Origin of the sequence: Nocardioides sp. (genome assembly GCF_025964975.1) — a bacterium.
Classification (GTDB): Bacteria; Actinomycetota; Actinomycetes; order Propionibacteriales; family Nocardioidaceae; genus Nocardioides.
Map to the genome: position 1 here is coordinate 1 of NZ_JAOPXV010000025.1, position 21,758 is coordinate 21,758.

Consider the following 21,758-nt stretch of genomic DNA (forward strand, 5'->3'; position numbering starts at 1 on the left):
TCTCACCGATGGTGATCTCGGGGATTCCGGCGACGGCGAAGATGTCGACGGGGCCGGCGCTCTGACCGGGCTGGCGCTCGAGGCCCTCGGTGACGAGGAGCTCGGTGATCTTGACGTTCTTCACCGAGCCGTCGCGACGCATCCAGGCGACGGTGGAGCCCTTCTTGAGCGTCCCCTCGTGGACCCGGACCAGCGCGAGGCGGCCCAGGAACGGGGAGGCGTCGAGGTTGGTGACGTGGGCCTGCAGCGGGGCGCCCTCGGTGTAGACGGGGGCCGGGATGGTCTCCAGGATCGTCTTGAACAGCGGCTCGAGGTCGCTGCCCTCAGGCATGGTGCCGTCCTCGGGCCGCGCGAGGCTGGCGATGCCGGCACGGCCGGACGCGTAGACGACCGGGAAGTCCAGGGCGTCCTGGCTGTGGCTCTCGTCCAGCAGGTCCATGAAGAGCTCGTAGGTCTCGTCGACCACCTCAGCGATGCGCGCGTCGCTGCGGTCGGTCTTGTTGACGACCAGGATCACCGGCATGTCGGCGTTGAGCGCCTTGCGCAGCACGAAGCGCGTCTGGGGCAGCGGGCCCTCGGAGGCGTCGACGAGGAGCACGATGCCGTCGACCATGGACAGGCCGCGCTCCACCTCGCCGCCGAAGTCGGCGTGGCCGGGGGTGTCGATGATGTTGATGACCATCGGCTGGCCACCACCGGCGGGCCCCGCGTAGTGCACGGCGGTGTTCTTCGCGAGGATGGTGATGCCCTTCTCGCGCTCGAGGTCGCCGGAGTCCATGACCCGCTCGGCGACGCTCTCGGCCTGGTGGGCCGTGAAGGCGCCCGCCTGACGGAGCATGGCGTCCACCAGGGTGGTCTTGCCGTGGTCGACGTGGGCCACGATGGCGACGTTGCGGAGGTCTGAGCGTTCAGGCATGCGAAAAGGGCTCCAGTTCAAACAGGGCGTTCAAAGACGACGGGCGCGCGTACGGCGCCGGTCAAGGCTACCGGCGGAGCGGGTCAGCCCTTCAATCGTAGGAATTCGCTTCGTTGCGTTCGACAGGAGTGGGCACCTTTGCCCCACGGGAGGTCCACCCTTGGTCAACAACGGTGCGCGTCGTGTCGAACCGCGCGTAGGTTCCTGGCCATGCCTCAGGCGGGCACGACTGAGCGAGCGAAGGACACCAGATGTCGAACACCACCGGATACCGCTCGGGATCACCGGTCAGCACGCCCGGCTGGCGTCGAGTCTTCCGAGGCGCCAACGGGACCCCGCCGGTCGTCTCCATCCCCAAGCCTCGGTCGCACGGCGAGTGGTCGACGCCGAGGCCTGCGACGACGTCGGGAAAGCTCGACTGGGACGGGGCTGACGTCGTCTACTCGCGGCCGAACGGCGGCAGGGCCGCAGCGACGTACTCGAAGCCCGGCGCCGCACCGCTGACGGTGACCCTGGGATGCGCGTACACCGGCAACATGTCGCCGGGAGCGGAGTTCGTGGCCAACGGGAACTCCAACTTCACGTTTCGGTCCCAGGTGGCTGGACTCGACACGGGTGGGGTGTGCCTGGAGCAGTCGACAACTTCGTGGGATGCCGAGGGAAGCCAGGATCGGGGCATCTACACGTTCACCTTCAGCCGGACGGTCACCAACCTGAGCTTCACGATCGCCGACATCGAGGGCCACGTCGGAGATTCCTGGGACGCCGTGCTGCCGAGTCCGGGATACGCGGTCGTCAGCAAGACGCCCGACATCGTCGAGCAGCCTGACCCGAACTTCGGTGACGCGCTGGTGTTCTCCCACTCCGGGAGCGACAACGCCGTGTCCGAGGAGACAGGCTCGGGTGGCAACCTGACCTTGAGCTACGCCGGGCCGCTGACCTTCGTGTCCCTGATGCTCTGGAACGGCGCTGAATCCTTCGCGGGCACGGTCGACACCGACCAGCGTCTGGTCGTCTCCGACCTCACCTTCGACTTCGCCCCCTGACCGAGACCGACGCAGGTGCGCCTGCCCGGGTGTGGTGCGCCGGGACGGTGCGGGGTAGACCTAGTCCATGGACATCTCTCGGGGACGCTGTCACTTCATCCCGCCCTGGCTGCTCGAACGCGTGGGTGCCCACGGCTCCCTCGCCCTGGACGAGCAGGTCCGTGCCCGACGAGCCGCCCGCTCGCTCCAGCCGAGGAACCTGCCAGTCGCTGCTGTCGACGTGGCCGCATGGACCGTCCACGATGCCGGCAGCACGACCACGCTGCCCGGGCGGCCGGCACGCTCGGCGGGGCAGGCGGAGACCGGGGACGTGGCGGTCGACGAGGCCGCCGCGAGCATCGAGGCGACCCTCGCGATGTTCGCCGAGGGCTTCGACCGTGCGTCCTATGACGGCAAGGGTGCCCCCGTCACGATCTCGGTCCACTACGGACGCGCCTACGACAACGCCTTCTGGGACGGCACCCACCTGGTCTTCGGTGACGGCGACGGCGAGGTCTTCGAGCGCTTCACCAAGGCGGGGGACGTGCTGGCCCACGAGTTCGGCCACGCCGTGACCGAACACACCGCTGGCTTCATCTACCGCGACCAGGCCGGTGCCCTCAACGAGTCGGTCTCCGACGTCATGGCTGCCTGTTTCAAGCAACACACGCACCGCCAGTCCGCGGCCGAGGGCGACTGGCTGATCGGGGAGGGGATCTTCGTCCCGACGATCCGTGCTCGTGCCCTGCGGGACATGGCGGCGCCGGGCACCGCCTACGACGACCCCACGCTGGGCAAGGACCCGCAGGTCGGGCACATGGCCGACTTCATCGACACCGATGAGGACAATGGCGGCGTCCACCTCAACTCCGGCATCCCCAACCGGGCCTTCCAGCTCGCGGCCATCACCATCGGCGGTACCAGCCTCGAAGGTGCCGGCCAGATCTGGTACGCCGCACTGACGGCCGGCGGCCTGCAGCCGAACGCCGATTTCGTGGACTTCGCCGCCGCGACCATCGCCGTTGCGGGAGAGCACGCGGACGCGGTCACCGAGGCCTGGCATGCGGTCGGCGTGATGCCCGGGAGCCGGGCCACCATGCCGTCCGAGGCGCCCGCGGTGTGGGTGCCGGCGCCCAGAGGAGCCGGCACGGTCCGGGTGAAGCGGTCCGGCGGCTTCGCGGGGCGCACCGAGGAGGGCGAGGTGGCGCTCAGCGACGCCGAGAGCGAGCTGCGAGCGCTGGTCGAACGCATCGACTTCGACGCGGCGGCGGCCAACGCTGCGGCGTACAGGCCGATGCCCGACATGTTCGTCTACACCTTCCGGGTCGCCGACGGCGATCCGGTCACCTTGCCCGAGCAGGCCCTCTCAGGAGATCTGCGCCAGCTGGCCACGCTCGTGCTCCGCCAGCAGCGCTGAGGATCAGCCGAGGGCTCGATCCAGTGCGGCCTGGACGTGCAGGGTCGTGCACGGGATCGCCGGGAGCTCGATGTCGGGCTGCCGGATCAGCAGCTCGAGCTCGGTGCAGCCCAGGAGGATCGCGCCGGCGCCCGCGTCCCAGAGCTCCTCGGTGATGGCGACGACTCGACGCCGGGTCGCATCGACCACGTTGCCGTGGACGAGCTCGTCGTAGATCGCGTCGTTGAGGGTGTCGTGGTGCCTCGGGTCGGGGACCAGCACCGTCACCCCGTGCGACGCAAGGCGTTCGACGAAGAACGAGTCCTCCATCGCGACCTTGGTGCCGATGAGGCCCACGGTCGAGTGACCGCCCTGCAGGCACGCCTCGGCCACCACGTCACCCAGGTGGAGCAGCGGGATGTCGACGGCCGCGGCCACGGCGTCGGCGACCTTGTGGAAGGTGGTCGTGCACAACAGCAGGAAGTCGGCGCCGGCGCGCTCCACGCCCCGGCCCGCCTCGGCGAGCAGCTCTCCGACCTGGTCCCAGCGTTCGTGGTCCTCGAGGTCGGTGAGCTCGGCGAAGTCGACGGTGCTGAGCACGATCTTGGGCGAGGAGAGTCCGCCCAGACGCTCGTGCACCCCGAGGTTGAGGTCGCGGTAGTAGACGGCGCTGGATTCCCAGCTCATCCCGCCGATGAGTCCGATGGTCTGCACCCGCGCAGTCTTCCAGACTCCGCTCAGACGCGGTGCACCTTGTGGGCTGCGGCCTGTGCCCGGGGCTTGATGACGATCTCGTCGATGTTGACGTGGGCAGGCAGGGTCGCGATCCAGCGCACCGCCTCAGCCACGTCCTCGGCCACGAGCGGCTCGGCCACGCCGGCATAGACGGCGTCCGCTGCCGCCTGGTCGCCCCTCGACCGCACGAGGGCGAACTCCGCCGTGCGCACCATTCCCGGAGCCACCTCGGAGATCCGGATCGGCTCACCGTTGAGCTCGAGCCGCAGTGTCTCGGTCACCACCCGGACCGCGTGCTTGGACGCCGTGTAGCCGCCGCCCTTCTCGTAGGCCCACCGACCCGCGGTCGAGCCGATGTTGACCACCAACGCGTCGCCGCTCGCCCGCAGTGCGGGCAGCAGGGCCTGCGTCACGCGCATGAGGCCGAGGACGTTGACGTCGTACATCCGCAGCCAGTCGTCGGCGTCGGCCGACTCGATGGGTTCGGAACCGAAGGCGCCGCCGGCGTTGTTGACCAGGACGTGCGCGACCTCGACCCGGGCGGCCAGCGCGGCAACCGAGCCGGGGTCAGTGACATCGAGGGGTACGGCGATCCCGCCGATCTCACCGGCGAGGGCCTCGATCCGGTCGGTACGGCGAGCAGCGCACACCACCCGAAAGCCCTCGGCGGCCAGCGCCCGTGCGGTGGCGGCCCCGATGCCGCTGGAGGCACCGGTGACGACAGCAGTCCTGTGTTCGGTCATGCGGTGCATCATGCCGCGGCCCCTCGGGGGTAGTTCAGCGAGGTCTTGTCGCGCTCGGGAGCGGACGGGCGCGAACCCACACTGAACTACGCCCTCACCGGCCCGGGCGCCTCCCGGTGATTGGATGCTCCCGTGATCATCGCGGCAGCAGACGGCTCGGCCCTCGGCAACCCCGGACCAGCAGGATGGGCGTGGTACGTCGACGACACGTGCTGGGCCTCGGGCGGCTGGCCGCACGGCACCAACAACATGGGCGAGCTCATGGCCGTCCTGGACCTCCTCCAGCAGTCGGCCCACCTCGACGACGAGCTCCACGTCTTCTGCGACAGCACCTACGTCATCAACGCCATCACCAAGTGGATGGCCGGCTGGAAGCGCAAGGGCTGGAAGACCGGCGGCGGCACCCCGGTGAAGAACGTGGAGCTGATGAAGGCGCTCGACGCGGCCATGCAGGGCCGACGGGTGAAGTTCGAGTGGGTCAAGGGCCACGCTGGGCACGAGCTCAACGAAGCGGCCGACGTGCGGGCCAACGCCGCCGCTGCGGCGTACCAGCGAGGTGACGTGCCCGACCCGGGCCCGGGCTTCGCCGGCAGCAGCACCGACCACCCGGCGGCGAAGGTCGGTCAGGTCGAGGAGGAGCCCGACCTCTTCAGCGACCTCGTGGACGATCTCTCCGACGAGGAGCAGGTGATCGAGCTCGAGCGGTCGTTGCTGCGCGACGAGGTGCGCTCCGACCGGTCAGCCGTCGCGGCCCTGCTGCATCCTCAGTGGCAGGAGATCGGCACGTCGGGGGTGCTCTGGGAGCGGGACGTGCTCCTCGACGACATCGGGCCCCTCGACGCACCGGTGACGCTCGACGTCCTGAACGTCTCGAGGCTCGCGCCGGACCTGATCCTGCTGGTCTGGCGCGCCTCGTCCGACGACGGGAGCCGGCTCCGGAGCTCGTTGTGGCAGCGCTCCGGGGGTCACTGGCAGCAGCGGTTCCACCAGGGCACCGCGGAGGGCTGACACGGTCGCGCGGTCTGGACCGGTGGCGGTCTCCCGATCGGATCTGCTCGGCGAAAGCAACGAGAGAGCAACAAGATTCAACCAAACGGGGCGTTAGGCAACGGTGCCTGCTCGGCGGTGGTCTGCTGCGCGAGTGAAAACCCTCCCAGCCCCCCGTCTGCGCCGTGGCCTGCTCGCCGCCGCGCTCCTCCTACCCGGCCTCGGCGCCCTCGGTCTCGCGACCCCGGCAAGCGCGGCTCCCGTCAATCACACGAACTCCAGCGGGATCGCAATCCCATCGATTGGACAGGCGTCTCCATATCCGTCCACCGTCGCGGTCAGTGGCCTGTCGACCGGGGTGGAGACCGTCGAGCTCACCCTGACCAACATGACCCACCAATATTCGTACGACATGCATGTCATGCTCGTGGGCCCCAACGGGCAGAACCTGACCGTCCTGTCCGACGTCTACTGGGACAACCGCGCGCAGCCGCGGACCTTCACCTTCGCCGACGGAGAGCCCGCCCTCACGAGCGGATTCCCAGGCCCCGCCCCCTCCGGGCGATACGCCCCGACGGACCGGGGTGGCGCCAACACGTTCCCGGCACCCGCGCCGGCCCAGTCCGGCGCGACGACCTTCGCCGGCGCGTTTGCCGGGACCAACCCCAACGGCACGTGGAAGCTCTTCGTCTACGACGACATCGGCGGCGGCAGCGGCTTCATCCCCTCGTGGACCCTCACGATCGACGCCGGCCTTCCGCAGGCCGTGACCTTCAGCACCACTGCTCCATCTCCCGCGAAGGTGGGGGACACCTACACGCCCGTCGCGTCTTCCGACGCCGGCTTGCCCGTGACGTACTCGATCGACCCCTCCAGCACCAACGGCGCCTGCGCCCTGGCCCAGGACGACCAGACCCTTTTCTTCAAGAGCAGCGGCACCTGCGTCGTCGCGGCTGATTCCGCTGCGAACGACACCTACGACGCCGGGCACGCGACCCAGTCGATCACCGTCGTCGCCGCCGAGTCCGACCTGACCACCTTGGACATCAGCCCGAACGGCGCCTCCACCACGGCCGGTCAGCCGGTGCACTACACCGTGCAGGGCACCGACTCCAACGGGCTGAGCATCCCCGGTCAGCAGGCGACGATCTCCTACGCCCCGACCGGCGGTGGCGCCTCGACCGTGTGCCCCGACGGTGACTGTGCCCCCGAGGCCGCGGGCACCTACACCGTGACCGCGACTGCCCCCGGCGCGACCGGTCCCGTCACCGACTCCACCACCCTGACCGTGCTGGCCGACGGCGTCGCGGCACTGTCCATCAGCCCCGAGGACGCCACGACCACTGCCGGCACCCCGGTGCAGTTCACCGTCTCGGGCACCGACCAGTTCGGCAACCCCCAGCCAGACCAGACGTCCGCCAGCACCGTCGTGGCGACGCCTGTTGCCGGGGGCACGCCGATCACCTGCGTCGACGGACTCTGCGACCTCACCGTCGCCGGCGTCTACTCGGTGAGTGCTTCACAGTCCGGAGACGGCGCGCCTGCCGGCGACGCCACGACCCTGACCGTCACCCCGGCCGCCCTCGACCGCCTCGACCTCTCGCCGGACGACAGCTCGACGGCTGCGGGCGACCCCGTGGTCTACACCGTGATCGGCTACGACGATTACGACAACGCACGAGTGGACAGCGGCGCCACCGTCACTGCCACCAAGGGCGCCGCCACGCTTGCCTGCCCCAACGCCGTGTGCGCCCCGACCCAGGCGGGCACTTGGACGATCACCGCCACCAACGGCGCCATCACCAACTCGACCACCCTCGAGGTGAACGCCGGACCGGAAGCGACGCTGCTCATCTCGCCGGACGTCACCACCGTCACACCGGGCACGTCGGTGACCTACACCGTCGCGGCCGCCGACACCTACGGCAACAGCATCGGTGACGTGACAACCGACAGCACGATCACCCTCCAGCACGCGGACGGGTCCGGCCCTGACGCGGCCTGCCCCGACGCCGTCTGCACCCCGCAGGACACGGGCACGTATCGGGTCACCGCTTCCCTGGGCGAGCTCACCGGCACCGCCACCCTCGTCGCCGCGCTCCCCGTGGTGCGACTCGAGCTCGGCCCGCTGCCGACCTCGACCTTCGGCGACGACGTGCCGCTCAGCGCGACGGCCACGAGCCCGGACGGTGTCCCCTCGGGTGTCGTCCAGTTCAGCCTCGACGGCAACCCGGTCGGGTCGCCCGTTGAGCTGGACGACTCGGGAACCGCTACAGCCCCGCCGCTGAGCGGTGTCGAGGCCGGCGTCCACACGGTCACGGCGACGTTCACAGCGACGCCGGCAGGCTCCTACGACTCGGCCACGACGACCCAGAAGCTCGTGGTTGCCAAGGCTCCGACCACCACGACGCTCACCGTCACGTCGTCATCACTGACCGCCGTCGTCGACGGCGGCACGACCGGCGTGCCGGTCGGGTCGGTGACCTTCGCCATCGACGGAGCCGACGTGGCGACCGTCCCGCTCGACGGCGGCACGGCGACCTGGCAGGGCGACAGCACCGGCGGTGAGGACTCCGTGGTCACCGCGACCTACTCCGGTGGTGTCAACTACCTGTCGTCGGCGGTGTCCACAGCACGTCTGGACCCGACGGTCGCGGCCAGGCTCTCAGGCGCGGTTCGCAACGGGTGGCACAACCAGCCTGTCACCGTCACCTTTGCCTGCACGACCGGCTCGGCACCGGTCACCTGTCCGGCCCCGGTCACGCTCGACAAGGAAGGTGCCGGACAGACGGTGACCCGCACCGTGGTCGCTGCCGACGGCGGGATCGCGGTCGTCACCAGTGCTCCGGTGTCGATCGACCTGACCGCGCCGATGGCTCGCGTCGTCGGCCCGGAGCAGGGCCGCACCTACAACGGCACGGCACCCGAGGCGGGCTGTCTGTCCGCAGATGCCCTGTCCGGGCTGGAGAGCTGCAAGGTCGTCACCACCGGCGGCCTGGGCGGCAGCGTCCGCGCCACCGTCACCGCGACGGACCTGGCAGGAAACGCCACGACGTCGACGGCCGACTACGCGATCCTCGACCTGTGGGTGACTCGCAGCGAGAAGGTCGGCGGAGCCTGGAACATCCCGGTCGGTGGGCGGCGCACCCTGCAGTTCGTCAACAAGGGGTTCCCCGAGATCACGCCCACGGGTGACGTGAAGGCCAAGGCCTTCCGCTTCGCCGGTCGCCTCGACGGCGTGGGTCACTGGACCAGCCGCATCCGGGTCCCCTCCGACGTCCGACCGGGCACGATCTTGAAGCTCAAGATCGAGCGTCACGACGGCTCGGTCGAGCGAGTGAAGATCCGCGCGGTCCGCCGCGGCTGACGCTGCGACGTACGAATCGGGAATCTGAGCCACCCGGGTGCTGTTGCACCCGGGTGGCGCCCATTTCTGGGCGGCTGAACTGATCCAAGGCCGACGAGAGGATGCCGCGCGTGGACCGGGTCGCGATGATCAGCCTGCACACCTCCCCGCTCGACCAGCCGGGGACGGGCGACGCGGGCGGCATGAACGTCTACGTCGTCGAGCTGTCCCGTCGGCTCGCGGCGAAGGGGATCGCGGTCGACGTCTTCACCCGTGCGACCTCCTCGGAGCTCCCGCCGGTGGTGGAGGCCTTCGACGGCGTGCACGTGCGACACATCGCGGCCGGCCCCTTCGAGGGACTGGCGAAGGGCGAGCTGCCGGGACAGCTGTGTGCCTTCGCCCGTGAGGTGCTGCGTGCCGAAGCCATCCAGCCGCAGGGTCACTACGACGTCGTGCACTCCCACTACTGGCTGTCCGGCCAGGTCGGCGCGCTCGCCCGTGACCGCTGGGGCGTGCCTCTCGTGCACTCCATGCACACGATGGCGAAGGTCAAGAACGAGGCGCTCGCGGAGGGCGACAGCCCTGAACCACTGGCCCGTCTGATCGGCGAGGAACAGGTCGTCGAGGCCGCCGACCTCCTGATCGCCAACACCGACCTCGAGGCCAAGCAGCTAGTGGAGCTGTACGGCGCCGAGCCGGACCGCGTCGAGGTGGTGCACCCCGGCGTCGACCTGTCGGTCTTCAAGCCGGTCGACCAGGCCGTCGTCCGCCGCGAGCTCGGTCTGCCGACGGACGCGATCGTGCTGATGTTCGCCGGTCGCATCCAGCCGCTCAAGGCCCCGGACGTGCTGCTGCGAGCGGTCGGTGTGCTCCTCCAGCAGGATCCGTTGCTCCGCTCACGGCTCGTGGTGCCGATCGTCGGAGGTCCCTCCGGCAGCGGCCTGGAGCACCCCGAGTCCCTCGCCAAGCTCAGCGCCGAGCTGGGTCTCGACGACGTCGTCCGCTTCGTGCCGCCGGTGGCGCAGGCGGAGCTCGCCCGCTGGTGCGCCGCGGCGACAGCGGTCGCCGTACCCTCCTACAACGAGTCCTTCGGACTGGTCGCTGCCGAGGCGCAGGCCACCGGGACCCCGGTGGTGGCTGCCGCCGTCGGTGGACTCACGACGGTCGTCGCGGACGAGGTCTCCGGACTGCTGGTCGAGGGCCACGAGGCGCGGGACTGGGCTGCGGCGCTCCGCCGGCTGATCGAGGACCCGGCGCTGACCAGGCGACTCGGCGAGGGCGCCCTGGCCCACGCCGGCGACTTTTCCTGGGACCGCACGGCCGAGCGGACCCTCGAGGCCTACCGCGACGCCTGCGCGCTGATGCGTGATGAGATGTCGGCGTGACATCCGTCGCCGACACCATCCGCGGCTACCTCGACGCCAACGAGATCGACTACGAGTCACCGCACGAGGGGACCTTCTCCATCACCCTGCCCGGGGAGAAGAAGCTGCAGACGCCGGTGCGACTCGACGTCGGCGAGCACGCCCTCGGTGTCCACGCCTTCGTCTGCCGCAACCCCGACGAGAACCACGCACGCGTCTACCGGTGGCTGCTCGAGCGCAACCTGCGGATGTACGCCGTCGCGTTTGCCGTCGACCACACCGGCGACATCTACCTCGACGCCCGCCTGCCGCTGGCGTCGGTCAGCCCCGACGAGCTGGACCGGCTGCTCGGCTCCGTCCTGGCCCACGCCGACGCGTCGTTCAACACCATCCTCGAGCTCGGCTTCGCCTCCTCCATCCGCAAGGAGTGGGAGTGGCGCATCTCGCGGGGCGAGTCCACACGCAACCTCGACGCCTTCCGCGGGTGGCTCGAGGCGGGCGCCGATCCCGCCCCGCCACCGGCCTAGCGGGCGAGCAGCACCGCGCCCAGCGCGAGGGCCGCGGGGAGCGCCTGGATGAACAGGATCTTGCGGCTGACGGTCGCGGCGCCGTACAGGCCGGCGACGATGACGCACCCGAGGAAGAACACCTTGAAGGCGAGGTCGTCGTCGACCAGCCCCCAGACGAGGCCGGCGGCGAGGAACCCGTTGTAGAGCCCCTGGTTGGCGGCGAGCGCCTTCGTCTCCTCGGCGAACTCTCGGGTCAGCCCGAACGCCCCGCGGCCGGCCGGCTTGGTCCACAGGAACATCTCGAGGACCAGGAAGTAGCCGTGCAGCGCGGCCACGAGGCCGATCAGGATGTTCGCGACGAGATCGGGGATCATGCGCGCAGCATGGCAGGTCAGCGCGGGCGTGGAGCCGGCGTCCGCCGAGCGACGAAGACCCCGACGATGCAGAGCAGGCCCCCGAGGAACGCCAAGGCGGGTGGCACCTCGTCAAGGAGGAGCCACGCCATCAGCGTGGTGATGAAGGGGACCAGGAACGTCGACTGGGCGAACTTGCCCGCGTCGGCGTGGCTCAGGGCGTAGGTCCAGGTGCTGAAGGCGATCGCGCTCGGGAACACGCCGAGGTAGAGGATCCACCACCAGGTCTCGGCGCTCGCGTCGGTGAGCACGCTCACCGTCTGGCCGGCCCAGGGCAGGCAGACGACCGCGCCGACGACGGCGTACCAGAACGTCATGTCCAGGACCCCCATCGCGGACAGCAGCCGTTTCTGCGTGAGTACGCCGACGGCAAACGTCAGCGCCGCGACGACCGCGAGGAGCACCCCCACCAGGTCACCGTTGCCGCCCTGCGAGGACGCCTGGCCGATGATGACGACGCCCGCGAAGCCGACGCCCATGCCGATGAGCAGCCACTTCGTCAGCCGCTCGCCGAGGAAGAAGGTGGCGAGCAACGCGACCAGGATCGGGCCGATCTGGACGATGAGGGCCGCGGTGCCGGCGTCGATGCGGCGCTCCGACTCGTTGAGCGTGAGGTTGTAGACGCCGAACCAGCTCGCCCCACCGAGGAGGACGAGTGGCCACTCCCGCCTCGTCGGCAGCCTGGGGACCCGGCCCTTCATCAGGACGACCAGGGCGAGGATCATCACGAGCAGTCGGCTCAGCGACAGTGCGCCCGGCGGCACCGACTCCCCGAGGTGACGAATCCCGACGAAGGCGCTCGCCCACAGGACCAGCGTGGTCGCGACCGCCACGAGGGGCAGCCAGGCCGGTGTGGCGTCAGCCGGTGGGGTCGACGGAACGTCGGCGGGCTGGGTGGGTGTCATGCCGGGGGTCGTTGTCACGAGTCAAGGCTACGGACGCCCATGACCGGTCGCGAGCGGATTTCGGACAAGGAACCGCGACTTCCCGCCGTCGCTCAGAGATCGAGCTTGTACCCCAGGCCACGCACCGTGACGAGGTACTTCGGCTCGCTCGGATCGGGCTCGAGCTTGGCCCGCAGCCGCTTCACGTGGACGTCGAGGGTCTTGGTGTCCCCGACGTAGTCCGAGCCCCACACGCGGTCGATGAGCTGGCCGCGGGTGAGCACCCGACCCGGGTTGCGCAGGAACATCTCGAGCAGCTCGAACTCCTTGAGGGGCAACCGCTGCTCGGACCCGTCGACGGTGACGACATGACGCTCGACGTCCATGCGCACCGGTCCGGCCTCGAGGGTGTCGGGCAGCAGGTCGGGCTCCTGCCCTCGGCGCAGTACGGCGCGGATGCGCGCGACCAGCTCGCGCGGCGAGTAGGGCTTGGTGATGTAGTCGTCGGCTCCCAGCTCGAGGCCGACCACCTTGTCCACCTCGTCGTCCTTGGCGCTGACCATGATGACCGGGACGCTGGAGGTCTGACGGATCTGGCGGCACACCTCGGTGCCTGGCACACCGGGCAGCATGAGGTCCAGCAGCACGATGTCGGCGCCGTTGCGCGCGAACTCCGCGAGCGCGGCGTTGCCGTCGGCCGCGACCGCGACCTCGTAGCCCTCCTTGCGGAGCATGTAGGCGAGCGGATCGCTGTAGCTCTCTTCGTCCTCGACGACGAGCACCCGTGTCATGCGGGGTCCCCGAGGCGTTGTTCGTCGGGGGCGCGGAGCGGGGGAGACGGACAACGTCGTGGGGTGCTCACCGGCGTACCTCCTGCTGCTTGATGTGGTCGGCGTCGGGTGTTGGCTCAACGGGTCGTAGGGCCTGTTCGTGGGGGGCGAGGGGGGCCTTCGGCGTACGCCGCACCGGAGCCACCACCGCAACCGGCTCCATCGGCCCGGTGCTGCCGGGTTCGGGACTCAGCGGCAGCGTGAGCGTGAACGTCGATCCCTGGCCCTCGACCGACCAGACGCTCACGTCGCCGCCGTGCGTCGCGGCGACGTGCTTGACGATGGAGAGGCCGAGGCCGGTCCCTCCGGTGGAGCGGTGCCGGGCCGGGTCGACGCGGTAGAAGCGCTCGAAGATGCGGTCGATCTCGCCAGGGGGGATGCCGATCCCCTGGTCGACGACCGAGACCTGGGCGGTGTCGTCGACCGACTTGGTGCTGACGAGGACCCGCGAACCGGCCTCGGAGTAGGTGACCGCGTTGGAGACGAGGTTGGTCACCGCCGCGCTGATCTGGTCGAGGGAGCCGAACACCTCCAGGCCGCGGTCGCCGGCCGCGACGAGGGTGATCCCCTTGGCACCCGCATCGATGACGCTGGTGTCGACGGCGGCCGCCACGACGTCGTCGAGGGGCACCCGGGCGGGGGTCTCGAGCGGGTCGTCGCCCTGGAGGCGGGACAGCTCGATGATCTGCTGGACGAGCTTGGAGAGCCGGTCGCTCTCGGTGAGCATCCGCCCGGCGAAGCGCTGGACCGCCTCGGGGTCGTCGGAGGCGTCGGTGACGGCCTCGGCGAGCAGCCGGATGGCACCGACGGGGGTCTTGAGCTCGTGGCTGACGTTGGCGACGAAGTCGCGGCGCACGGACTCCACCCGGCGTTCGCGGGTGCGGTCCTCGACCAGCGCCAGGACGAGTCGGGAGCCCAGCGGGGCCACCCTGGCCACGACGGTGCGGGCCGTGGAGCTCTGCGTGCCGAGCTGCATCTCCTTCTCGCGGATCTGGCCGTCGCGGCGGACGAGACGGATCAGGTCGAGCAGGTCGTCGACCAAGACCTCGTTCCCGCGCACGAGTCCGAGGGCATAGGCCGGGGCGGATGCCTTCAGCACGTGGTCCTCGGGGTCGATCACGACGGCGCTCGACCTCAGGACGGCGAGCACGGCGGCCACGCCGGCCGGGACGAGTGGCTCGTCGACGTGCGGGCGCTGCGACTGCTGCCGGTCGCTGATGTGCCAGGCAAGCACCCCGCCACCGGCGACGATCGCCCCGATGGCGGCAGCAAGACCTGCCAGAAGCGTCGGATCCACACGGTGATCGTACGCACCGTCCGGGTCTCCACCCGCCGATCAGACGACGAGCACCGAGTGTTCACGCGGCGTTCATCGCGACCCCCCGCCCCGCCCGCATTGCGACCCTAGGCTGGCGACATGCGTGAGGCCTTCCATGACCAGCTCGACGCCGTCTTCCTCGACCTCGCCGCCATGTGCGGGCAGGTCGAGGTCGCGGTCAACCGCGCGACGGCAGCACTGCTGACCGGCGACGCCGCGATCGCCGAAGAGGTGATCAGCGCCGACCGGGCGATCGACGCCAACCGGGAACGCGTGGAGGACAACGCCTTCGCGCTGCTCTCGCTGCAGCAGCCCGTGGCGGGCGACCTGCGCGTCGTGGTCTCCGCCCTGCGCATGGTCAGCGAGCTGGAGCGGATGGGCGACCTCTCCGTGCACGTCGCCAAGATCGCCCGGCTCCGGGTCCCCAACCTCGCCGTACCCGCGTCGATCCTCGAGACCGTGGAGAAGATGGCCGAGGTAGCCGAGGACATGGTGCGCCGGGTGAAGTCCATCATCGCCGACCGCGACGTCGAGGCAGCCATCGAGCTCGGCCGCGACGACGAGATCATGGACCAGCTCCGCCGGCGCAGCTTCGCCGAGCTCCTCGGCGACGACTGGGCGCACGGGGTCGAGGCTGCCGTGGACATCGCGCTGCTCGGCCGCTACTACGAGCGCATCGCCGACCACGCCGTGTCCGTGGCCAACCGGGTCATCTTCGTCGTCACCGGCGAGCAGGTCTCGCGCCGCGAGAACTGATCCTTCTCACTGGTCCCCCGGCTACCCGGGGGAGTCGAACCTTCCAGCGGCCTGCAACACCCGGGAAGGTGACGGAAACCTCGCGGAGTACGTCAAGAGGGCCGGTCAGCGGCCCTGGTTGGCGACGGCCGCCGCGGCCGCGGCAGCTGCCTCGGGGTCGAGGTATTCCCCGCCGGGAACGGTCGGCGTGAGCTGCTCGTCGAGGCGGTAGACCAGGGGCATCCCGGTGGGGATGTTGAGACCGGCGATGTCATCGTCGGAGACGCCGTCGAGGTGCTTGACCAGGGCGCGGAGGCTGTTGCCGTGGGCGGCGACCAGGACGGTCTGCCCCGACCTCAGGTCGGGGACGATCGAGTCCTCCCAGTAGGGGAGGAACCGGGCGATGACGTCCTTGAGGCACTCGGCGCGGGGCATGTCGGCGCCGAGGCCGGCGTACTGCGGGTCCCCGACCTGGGAGAACTCGTCGTCGTCGGCCAGCGGCGGGGGAGGAGTGTCGAAGGACCGACGCCAGAGCATGAACTGCTCCTCGCCGTACTCCTCGAGCGTCTGCTTCTTGTCCTTGCCCTGGAGCGCTCCGTAGTGGCGCTCGTTGAGCCGCCAGGAGCGCTTCACCGGGATCCAGTGGCGGTCGGCGGCATCGAGGGCCATGCACGCGGTGTTGATCGCGCGACGCTGCAGGGATGTGTGGACGACGTCGGGGAGCACGCCCGCGGCGACCATGAGCTCGCCACCGCGCACGGCCTCGGCGCGGCCCTTGTCCGTCAGCCCCACGTCCACCCAGCCGGTGAACAGGTTCTTGGCGTTCCACTCGCTCTCGCCGTGGCGGAGCAGGACGAGGGTGTAGGTCACGAAGTTCCCTTCCAAGGGTCGTCGCTGCGGGTCACTCGGTCTCGGACTCAGGAACCCCGGACTGGGGTGCTTCCTCGGGCTCTGGGGTCTCGCTCGGGGCCGGCCCGTCGAGGTCAGCGTAGTAGCCGCCGTTCTCGACGACCTCCACCTCCATCTCGACGCTCTCGCCGTTGTCGAAGCCGATCGCGATCTCGACGAAGTCACCGGCAGCGAAGTCGCCCGTGAGCTTGATGTCGGCAGCCGGCTCAGCGAGGTTGACGAGCGTGTTGGGCTTGACGACGACGGGCTCGAACTCGACCGGGGCCGGGGCCTCACCCGCGAGCAGGGTGAGCTCGGTCATCGAGGCCTCCTCCTCGAGGGAGTTGTTGGACAGCGACGCGATGAAGGTGCCTGAGCCAGCCTCCGTCGACACGATCACCGCGCTGAGCACGTCGATCTCACCGTCCTGCGCGTTGACCGCGGAGGTGATCGGGTTGTCGCGATTGGTGGCGTAGTCGAAGCCGCACGACGACAATCCGGCAGTGGAGAGTGCAACGGCGGCGGTGGTGAGCGCGAGGGAACGTCGGAGCTGCATGGCGCACAGCCTAGCGGCGCCTCAGTCCAGGCCGAGCGCCCGTGCGGAGATGGGAAGCGCCACACCCACGACACTCGTGAAGATGCCCGCGATCAGCAGCAGCCGCGGCGCGCCGGTCTTGAGCGCGAGCCGCAACGGCAACGACCGCATGCCGTCGATGTTGTCGGGGACCAGGCCGGGCAGCGCGCGCAGCACGTGGACCCCCAGACCGAGGAGGGCGGCCAGCACCGTGATCGTCACCGTGGGGGGAGTCTCGGAGGGCACTCCGTTCCAGCCGCCGTAGGCGATGTAGGCGGGGTAGAGGCCGAAGCTCAACACCCAGGGCACGAAGGAGAGGAAGCTGCCGCGCAGGAACCGGTTGCCGACCAGCGCGATCAGCAGCGAGACGAGGTAGGCACCCCCGGCCCTCGGACCGGCACTGAGGGAGAGGGGTACGACGAGCAGCAGGGCACACGTGACGGTGAACCACACCGTGCCGGGCTCGAGGAGTCCGTGGGCGATGGGCTTGCCGGGACGCTCGTGCCGCTCGTCGCGCACGCGGTCGACCAGGTCGTTGTCCCACCCGAGGATGGCCTGACCGACGAGCACGGTGACGAGGACCAGGGCGGCCTCACGGGCAGGTCGGCCAGCGACAGCAGCCGTGGCAGCGAGGCCCAGGGCGGTGAGCACAGCCTGCTTGGGATGCGCGGCACGGAGCAGCAGGACCGGCAGGGTGTGGCCCAACCTGTGGCCCAGCCCGGACGGGGGACTCCCCTGGGGCCCGGCGTCGCCGGCCCGCGTCGGAGCACCGGCCGATGCCCCGGCAGGTGCAGGCTGCGGGGCAGGGGTCGATGCGTCCGCGGGCGTGCGGCCGCGCAGACGCTTGAGGGGCGACATGGGACGAAGTATGTCCACACCCGGGCCCTGCGCACAGGCAAAGACGTCGGAGTCGCTCGGAAATCTGTGGACCGCCACCGGGCGAAGCGGGGTGGGCGGACCACATGACGGACGGTCTGTCAAGCCACGATGGGTGCTCTGACCTGCACAAACGATGTCCGGAGGCGCTCGGGGTCCGTGTTAGACTGGTCACCTAGGAAGGGGTACCAGTACATGACTTTTACCGTTGGTGAAACGGTTGTTTACCCAAATCACGGGGCTGCTGTCATCGAGAACATCGAGATGCGGACCATCAAGGGCGAGGACCGGGAATACCTCGTCCTGCGCATTGTCGCTCAGCAGGACCTGGTCGTCCGCGTCCCGGCCTGCAACCTTGATCTGGTCGGAGTTCGCGACGTCGTCGACAAGGCGGGTCTCGAGCGGGTCTTCGACGTCCTTCGTGCTGCGCACGTCGAGGAGCCGACCAACTGGTCGCGTCGCTACAAGGCGAACCTCGAGAAGCTGCACTCCGGTGATGTCATGAAGGTGGCCGAGGTCGTGCGCGACCTGTGGCGCCGCGAGCGCGACCGCGGGCTGTCGGCCGGCGAGAAGCGGATGCTGGCCAAGGCTCGTCAGATCCTGGTCTCGGAGCTCGCGCTGGCCGAGCAGACCAACGAGGACAAGGCCGAGGCGATCCTCGACGAGGTCCTCGCGTCCTGACGCTCCACTGAGCGCTCCGGCAACTCAGCTGCACGTGCACGAGGCCCCGGCTCCGGCCGGGGCCTCGTTGCGTGTTCGCACGTCCTAGGCTCGTGCCCCTGATGACTCACACCTTCTTCGATCCGGCGGACGAGGGTCCCCCGGCGCTGGGGATGGTCCTCGACGAGGGGCGCGGATCGCTGCCCTATGCGCTCATCCACGGTGAGGCGCTGGTGGCGTGCGCGGCGTGGGCGCTCGGCGAGGCCGGCGTGACTGCGATCGACGCCGGCATCCAGTGGGACGCGGTCCGTGGAGCGGGAGAGCCCCTCGTCCTCCACGACTCGTTGTGCCCGATGACACCGGCCGACTTCATCGCGGCGTGCCTGCGTCGCGCGCTGGACGAGGACGCCGTGGTGGTCGCCGTCCACCCCGTCACCGACACGGTCAAGCTGGTCGCGGACGGCCTGGTCGGCGACACCGTGGATCGCGAGGGTCTGGTGACGGTGGCCTCACCCGTGGTGCTGCCGGCCTCGGTGGTGGCCGCGATGGTCGACAAGCCCGGCACCGACCTCGTCGAGCTGGTCGCGGAGCTCGCGCGCTCGCACCACGTCGTGCTGGTCGAGGCGCCGGCCGCCGCACGCCGGGTGTCCTCGCCCGACGACCTGCCGGTGCTCGAGGGGCTCACGAGCGGCTGAGGAGCACGCCCCGGGGGCATCCATGTTCGTCCTCCTCGAGAGATATCCATGGGCGAAACGGCTCCGGCCAGGCCATATTCAGAGCCGTTTCACCCATGGATATCCCGCATGAGGAGCAGGCTCTCGGCCAGGGTGACGTCGTCGGGGAACGTGATCTTGATGTTCTGCGGCGTACCCCGGACGGCGGCGATCGCCACCTCGGCGTGGTCGGCGAGGACGGCTGCGGTGTCGGTGCCCTCGAAGCCCGTCTCGGCGGCGGCGCGGTGTGCCGCGAGGAGGAGGCGGGCACCGAACGCCTGCGGCGTCTGTACGCCGCAGAGCTCCCCGACGACCGCGGTGAGGGAGGTGGTCAGGAGGTGGCGCGCCGGCGTCACCGGGATCGCGCCGTCGTGATGGCGGGCTGCGGCCAGCGTCTCCTCGAAGAGCGCCTTGCCGGCGAGCGGACGGGCGCCGTCGTGGATGGCCACCAGATCGAGGTCACCGGCCTCGATCGCGGGTGCGAGGAACCGCAGCGCTGCCCATTCGGACTGGTGTCGGCTGGCACCGCCATCGACGAGCACGACCTCGGCGTCGCCCAGGTGGGGTGCGAGCGCCGTCTCGACCGCCCCCCGGTCGGCTGCGCGGACCACGACGACCACCTGGCGCACGTCGGCGGTCGCGAGGGCGTCGCGCACCGACCACGCCAGGACCGGCCGGTCGCCGAGGGGCAGCAGCACCTTGTTCATCCCCGCACCGACGCGGGTGCCCGAACCGGCGGCAACGATGACGATGGCGGCGGGCATGCGGTGAATCGTAGGCGTGGATCGCTGCGGTCAGCAGCCCCGTGAGGTCGTGAGGACAAGTTGACCCATGGGTGAAACAAACGAGAGCCCCGGCGAAACCTCCGGTTCCTAGCGTCCCTCCCTGCCGGTGCCTCGATGCCGAGGTCGCCAGGCTCGGCGCCGGAGCCCGGGCAGTCGTCGTCGGTGGTGGACTGCTCGGCCTCCAGGTCGCGCGGGCGCTGGCGATGCGCGGGCTGCACACCGAGATCGTCGAGGGCGCCGAGCACCTCCTCGCCTCCCAGCTGGGCGAGCCCGGCGGGCGCGTGCTGGCGCGCGACCTGCGCAGGCTCGGGACCGAGGTCTATACCGGCGCGCGTGCCGTCCGGATGACCGAGCCGGGGCTGCGCCTGGACAACGGCTACGAGCTCAGCACCGACCTCGTCGTGCTCACGGCCGGCGGCCGACCCTCGACGGCCCTGGCCCGCCGGGCGGGGCTGATGGTCAGGCGTGGCCTCGTGGTCGACTCCGCCCTCCGGTCGGTGTCCGACGTGCGCGTCCACGGGCTCGGGGACTGCGTCGAGCACCGCGGCCGCACCACCGGCTTCGTGCCACCGGCCTGGGAGCAGGCAGGCGTGCTCGCCGACGTCCTTACCGGTGGCTCCGCGCGATACGACGGGTCGCGCAGCGTCGCCCGGCTGCGAGCCACGGACCTCGAGGTGGCTGTGCTGGGCGATCCGGAGCACGCCACGGGCGAGGTGGTCGAGATGACCAACCCCATCGCGGGCTCACACCGGCGGCTCGTGATCGACGGGGGAGTGATCGTGGCCGCCGCCCTCGTCGGGGACCTCTCGCGGGTGGGGCTGATCACCCAGCTCTACGACCGGGGAACAGTCCTCGGAGCCGACGAAGCCGGCCAGCTCCTCCTGGCTGAGGCCGCGGCGGCTTCCGTGGTCCTGCCCGACGTGGCAGAGGTCTGCGCCTGCGCCGGAGTCAGCGCCGGGGCGATCCGGGCGTGCGCGAGCCTCGAGTCGTGCCGCGAGTCCACGCGGGCGACCACCGGCTGTGGTGGGTGTGAGGGCGTCGTACGCCGCCTGCTCACCCAGGGACGAGAGTCTCGTCCTCGGGCACCGACAGGGTGAGGACGGCTCGTTCGATGTTCTCGTGCTCCTCGAGGCGAGCAGTGACCGCACGGAGTCGCCGTGATGTCGCGGTCTCGGGTGAATCGCCGATGAGGTCGACGGCCGCGACGAGGAAGACCTTCCCCGGACCGACGAACTCCAGGTGGAGGAAGGTCACCCGCTCGACCTCGGGATCGGCCCGCAGGCTCCGGAGCCCATTCGCCCGAAGCGCCGGCGAAGCCGCCTGCCCCACCAGGAAGTCTCGGTTGCGGCTGATGAGGAAGACCGCCACGCAGCCAAGGAGGATCCCGACGAGCACGGACCCCGCGGCGTCCCATCGGGCATTCCCCGTGACCTGGTGCAGCACGATGCCCGTCGCAGCGATCAGGATGCCGAGCAGCGCTGCGGCGTCCTCGGCGTAGACGGCTCGCAGGGTCGGGTTGGAGGTGCGTGCGAGGAAACGCAAGGGGTGCAGCCCCGCGGCCCGCGCTGCCGCCCGCGTCTGACGACGTGCCTGCAGGAAGGACACGCTCTCGAGCACGAAGGCCAGTGCCAGCACGGCGTAGGCCCAGGTGTAGTCGACCTCCTCGCCGTGGGGAGCGTTCCAGCTCGAGACGCCGTGCCAGATCGAGACGATGGCGCCGGCTGTGAACAACCCGAACGCGGCAAACATCGACCAGACGTAGGCCTCCCGTCCGTGACCGAGGGGATGGGAGTCGTCGGCGGGTTTGGCCGCGCGCCGTTCGGCGACCAGCAGGAACACCTCGTTGCCGGCATCGGACCACGAGTGCGCTGCCTCGGCAACCATCGACGCCGAGCCGGTGATGGCGGCCACCACCGTCTTCGCCACAGCAATCAGGGTGTTGGCACCGAGGGCGATGATGACCGTCAGGAGGCTCTCGCTCCCCGGGGGCTTCGATGCTGCGCCGTCACCGGGTGCGGAGGAAGTCGTGGTCTCGGCCATGGTGACAGTCTGGCCCTGGTC

The 21,758-nt window shown here is 70.2% G+C and carries 22 protein-coding genes; 10 read left to right on the plus strand and 12 right to left on the minus strand.

Annotation, left to right across the window (positions count from 1 at the left end; all coding sequences use genetic code 11):
* A partial coding sequence (locus JWN68_RS02085) for a GTP-binding protein (RefSeq protein WP_297733958.1) occupies positions 1-916 on the minus strand: 916 nt, incomplete at its 3' end.
* Positions 917-1,167: 251 nt separating this feature from the next.
* On the opposite strand from JWN68_RS02085, the gene JWN68_RS02090 reads away from it, so the two are divergent.
* Entirely contained in the window at positions 1,168-1,962 is a 795-nt protein-coding gene (locus JWN68_RS02090; RefSeq protein WP_297733961.1) for a hypothetical protein, read from the plus strand.
* A 67-nt stretch (positions 1,963-2,029) separates the two neighbouring features.
* Positions 2,030-3,358: a protealysin inhibitor emfourin gene (locus tag JWN68_RS02095; RefSeq protein WP_297733964.1), complete on the plus strand. Its 1,329-nt coding sequence runs from the start codon at positions 2,030-2,032 to the stop codon at positions 3,356-3,358.
* Positions 3,359-3,361: 3 nt separating this feature from the next.
* On the opposite strand, the gene JWN68_RS02100 is transcribed toward JWN68_RS02095, so the two are convergent.
* On the minus strand, positions 3,362-4,051 hold the full coding sequence (locus JWN68_RS02100) for an amino acid racemase (RefSeq protein WP_297733966.1): 690 nt from the start codon (positions 4,049-4,051) through the stop codon (positions 3,362-3,364).
* 23 nt (positions 4,052-4,074) lie between these two features.
* Positions 4,075-4,815, minus strand: a complete 741-nt coding sequence (locus JWN68_RS02105) for an SDR family NAD(P)-dependent oxidoreductase (RefSeq protein WP_297733969.1) — start codon at positions 4,813-4,815, stop codon at positions 4,075-4,077.
* Positions 4,816-4,947: 132 nt separating this feature from the next.
* Between JWN68_RS02105 and JWN68_RS02110 the strand changes: the two genes are divergently transcribed.
* The 4 genes from JWN68_RS02110 to JWN68_RS02125 all read left to right on the plus strand — a co-directional run bounded on the left by JWN68_RS02110 (position 4,948) and on the right by JWN68_RS02125 (position 11,039).
* Complete coding sequence (locus JWN68_RS02110; protein WP_297733972.1) at positions 4,948-5,823, plus strand: RNase H family protein; 876 nt, start codon at positions 4,948-4,950, stop codon at positions 5,821-5,823.
* 367 nt (positions 5,824-6,190) lie between these two features.
* Entirely contained in the window at positions 6,191-9,169 is a 2,979-nt protein-coding gene (locus JWN68_RS02115; RefSeq protein ID WP_297733975.1) for an Ig-like domain repeat protein, read from the plus strand.
* A 101-nt stretch (positions 9,170-9,270) separates the two neighbouring features.
* On the plus strand, positions 9,271-10,533 hold the full coding sequence (gene mshA / locus JWN68_RS02120) for a D-inositol-3-phosphate glycosyltransferase (RefSeq protein WP_297733978.1): 1,263 nt from the start codon (positions 9,271-9,273) through the stop codon (positions 10,531-10,533).
* Positions 10,530-11,039, plus strand: a complete 510-nt coding sequence (locus JWN68_RS02125; RefSeq protein WP_297733981.1) for a YbjN domain-containing protein — start codon at positions 10,530-10,532, stop codon at positions 11,037-11,039. Before mshA ends, JWN68_RS02125 begins: the two co-directional genes overlap by 4 nt.
* Here JWN68_RS02125 and JWN68_RS02130 read toward each other — a convergent pair.
* The 4 genes from JWN68_RS02130 to JWN68_RS02145 all read right to left on the minus strand — a co-directional run bounded on the left by JWN68_RS02130 (position 11,036) and on the right by JWN68_RS02145 (position 14,445).
* Positions 11,036-11,395, minus strand: a complete 360-nt coding sequence (locus tag JWN68_RS02130) for a DUF1304 domain-containing protein (RefSeq protein ID WP_297733983.1) — start codon at positions 11,393-11,395, stop codon at positions 11,036-11,038. The genes JWN68_RS02125 and JWN68_RS02130 overlap by 4 nt on opposite strands.
* Before the next feature lie 17 nt (positions 11,396-11,412).
* Complete coding sequence (locus JWN68_RS02135) at positions 11,413-12,357, minus strand: DMT family transporter (RefSeq protein ID WP_297733986.1); 945 nt, start codon at positions 12,355-12,357, stop codon at positions 11,413-11,415.
* 74 nt (positions 12,358-12,431) lie between these two features.
* Positions 12,432-13,109, minus strand: a complete 678-nt coding sequence (locus JWN68_RS02140; RefSeq protein WP_297733988.1) for a response regulator transcription factor — start codon at positions 13,107-13,109, stop codon at positions 12,432-12,434.
* A gap of 67 nt (positions 13,110-13,176) precedes the next feature.
* Positions 13,177-14,445 carry an ATP-binding protein gene (locus JWN68_RS02145; RefSeq protein WP_297733991.1) on the minus strand — a complete coding sequence of 423 codons (1,269 nt, stop codon included), beginning with the start codon at positions 14,443-14,445 and terminating at the stop codon, positions 13,177-13,179.
* Between the two features lie 120 nt (positions 14,446-14,565).
* On the opposite strand from JWN68_RS02145, the gene phoU reads away from it, so the two are divergent.
* Positions 14,566-15,222: a phosphate signaling complex protein PhoU gene (gene phoU / locus JWN68_RS02150; RefSeq protein ID WP_297733994.1), complete on the plus strand. Its 657-nt coding sequence runs from the start codon at positions 14,566-14,568 to the stop codon at positions 15,220-15,222.
* 105 nt (positions 15,223-15,327) lie between these two features.
* Here phoU and JWN68_RS02155 read toward each other — a convergent pair whose 3' ends face one another.
* From JWN68_RS02155 to JWN68_RS02165, 3 genes are read right to left on the minus strand one after another with little or no spacing between them, the layout of a single operon-like run.
* Positions 15,328-16,071, minus strand: a complete 744-nt coding sequence (locus JWN68_RS02155; protein ID WP_297733997.1) for a phosphoglyceromutase — start codon at positions 16,069-16,071, stop codon at positions 15,328-15,330.
* A 31-nt stretch (positions 16,072-16,102) separates the two neighbouring features.
* Complete coding sequence (locus tag JWN68_RS02160) at positions 16,103-16,645, minus strand: hypothetical protein (protein ID WP_297734000.1); 543 nt, start codon at positions 16,643-16,645, stop codon at positions 16,103-16,105.
* A 21-nt stretch (positions 16,646-16,666) separates the two neighbouring features.
* Complete coding sequence (locus tag JWN68_RS02165; RefSeq protein ID WP_297734003.1) at positions 16,667-17,521, minus strand: UbiA family prenyltransferase; 855 nt, start codon at positions 17,519-17,521, stop codon at positions 16,667-16,669.
* A 213-nt stretch (positions 17,522-17,734) separates the two neighbouring features.
* On the opposite strand from JWN68_RS02165, the gene JWN68_RS02170 reads away from it, so the two are divergent.
* Both JWN68_RS02170 and JWN68_RS02175 read left to right on the plus strand, forming a co-directional pair.
* A complete protein-coding gene (locus JWN68_RS02170) occupies positions 17,735-18,220 on the plus strand; it encodes a CarD family transcriptional regulator (protein ID WP_297734007.1) in 486 nt (161 codons plus the stop codon).
* A 101-nt stretch (positions 18,221-18,321) separates the two neighbouring features.
* The gene (locus tag JWN68_RS02175) at positions 18,322-18,894 is read left to right on the plus strand and encodes a 2-C-methyl-D-erythritol 4-phosphate cytidylyltransferase (RefSeq protein ID WP_297734010.1); all 573 of its coding nucleotides are present in this window, start codon (positions 18,322-18,324) and stop codon (positions 18,892-18,894) included.
* Between the two features lie 89 nt (positions 18,895-18,983).
* Here JWN68_RS02175 and JWN68_RS02180 read toward each other — a convergent pair whose 3' ends face one another.
* Complete coding sequence (locus tag JWN68_RS02180) at positions 18,984-19,676, minus strand: 2-C-methyl-D-erythritol 4-phosphate cytidylyltransferase (protein WP_297734014.1); 693 nt, start codon at positions 19,674-19,676, stop codon at positions 18,984-18,986.
* A 71-nt stretch (positions 19,677-19,747) separates the two neighbouring features.
* On the opposite strand from JWN68_RS02180, the gene JWN68_RS02185 reads away from it, so the two are divergent.
* Positions 19,748-20,794, plus strand: a complete 1,047-nt coding sequence (locus JWN68_RS02185; protein ID WP_297734017.1) for an FAD-dependent oxidoreductase — start codon at positions 19,748-19,750, stop codon at positions 20,792-20,794.
* On the opposite strand, the gene JWN68_RS02190 is transcribed toward JWN68_RS02185, so the two are convergent.
* Entirely contained in the window at positions 20,751-21,737 is a 987-nt protein-coding gene (locus JWN68_RS02190; RefSeq protein ID WP_297734020.1) for a cation diffusion facilitator family transporter, read from the minus strand. The two genes, JWN68_RS02185 and JWN68_RS02190, sit on opposite strands and share 44 nt — an antisense overlap.
* Between the last annotated feature and the right edge of the window lie 21 nt (positions 21,738-21,758).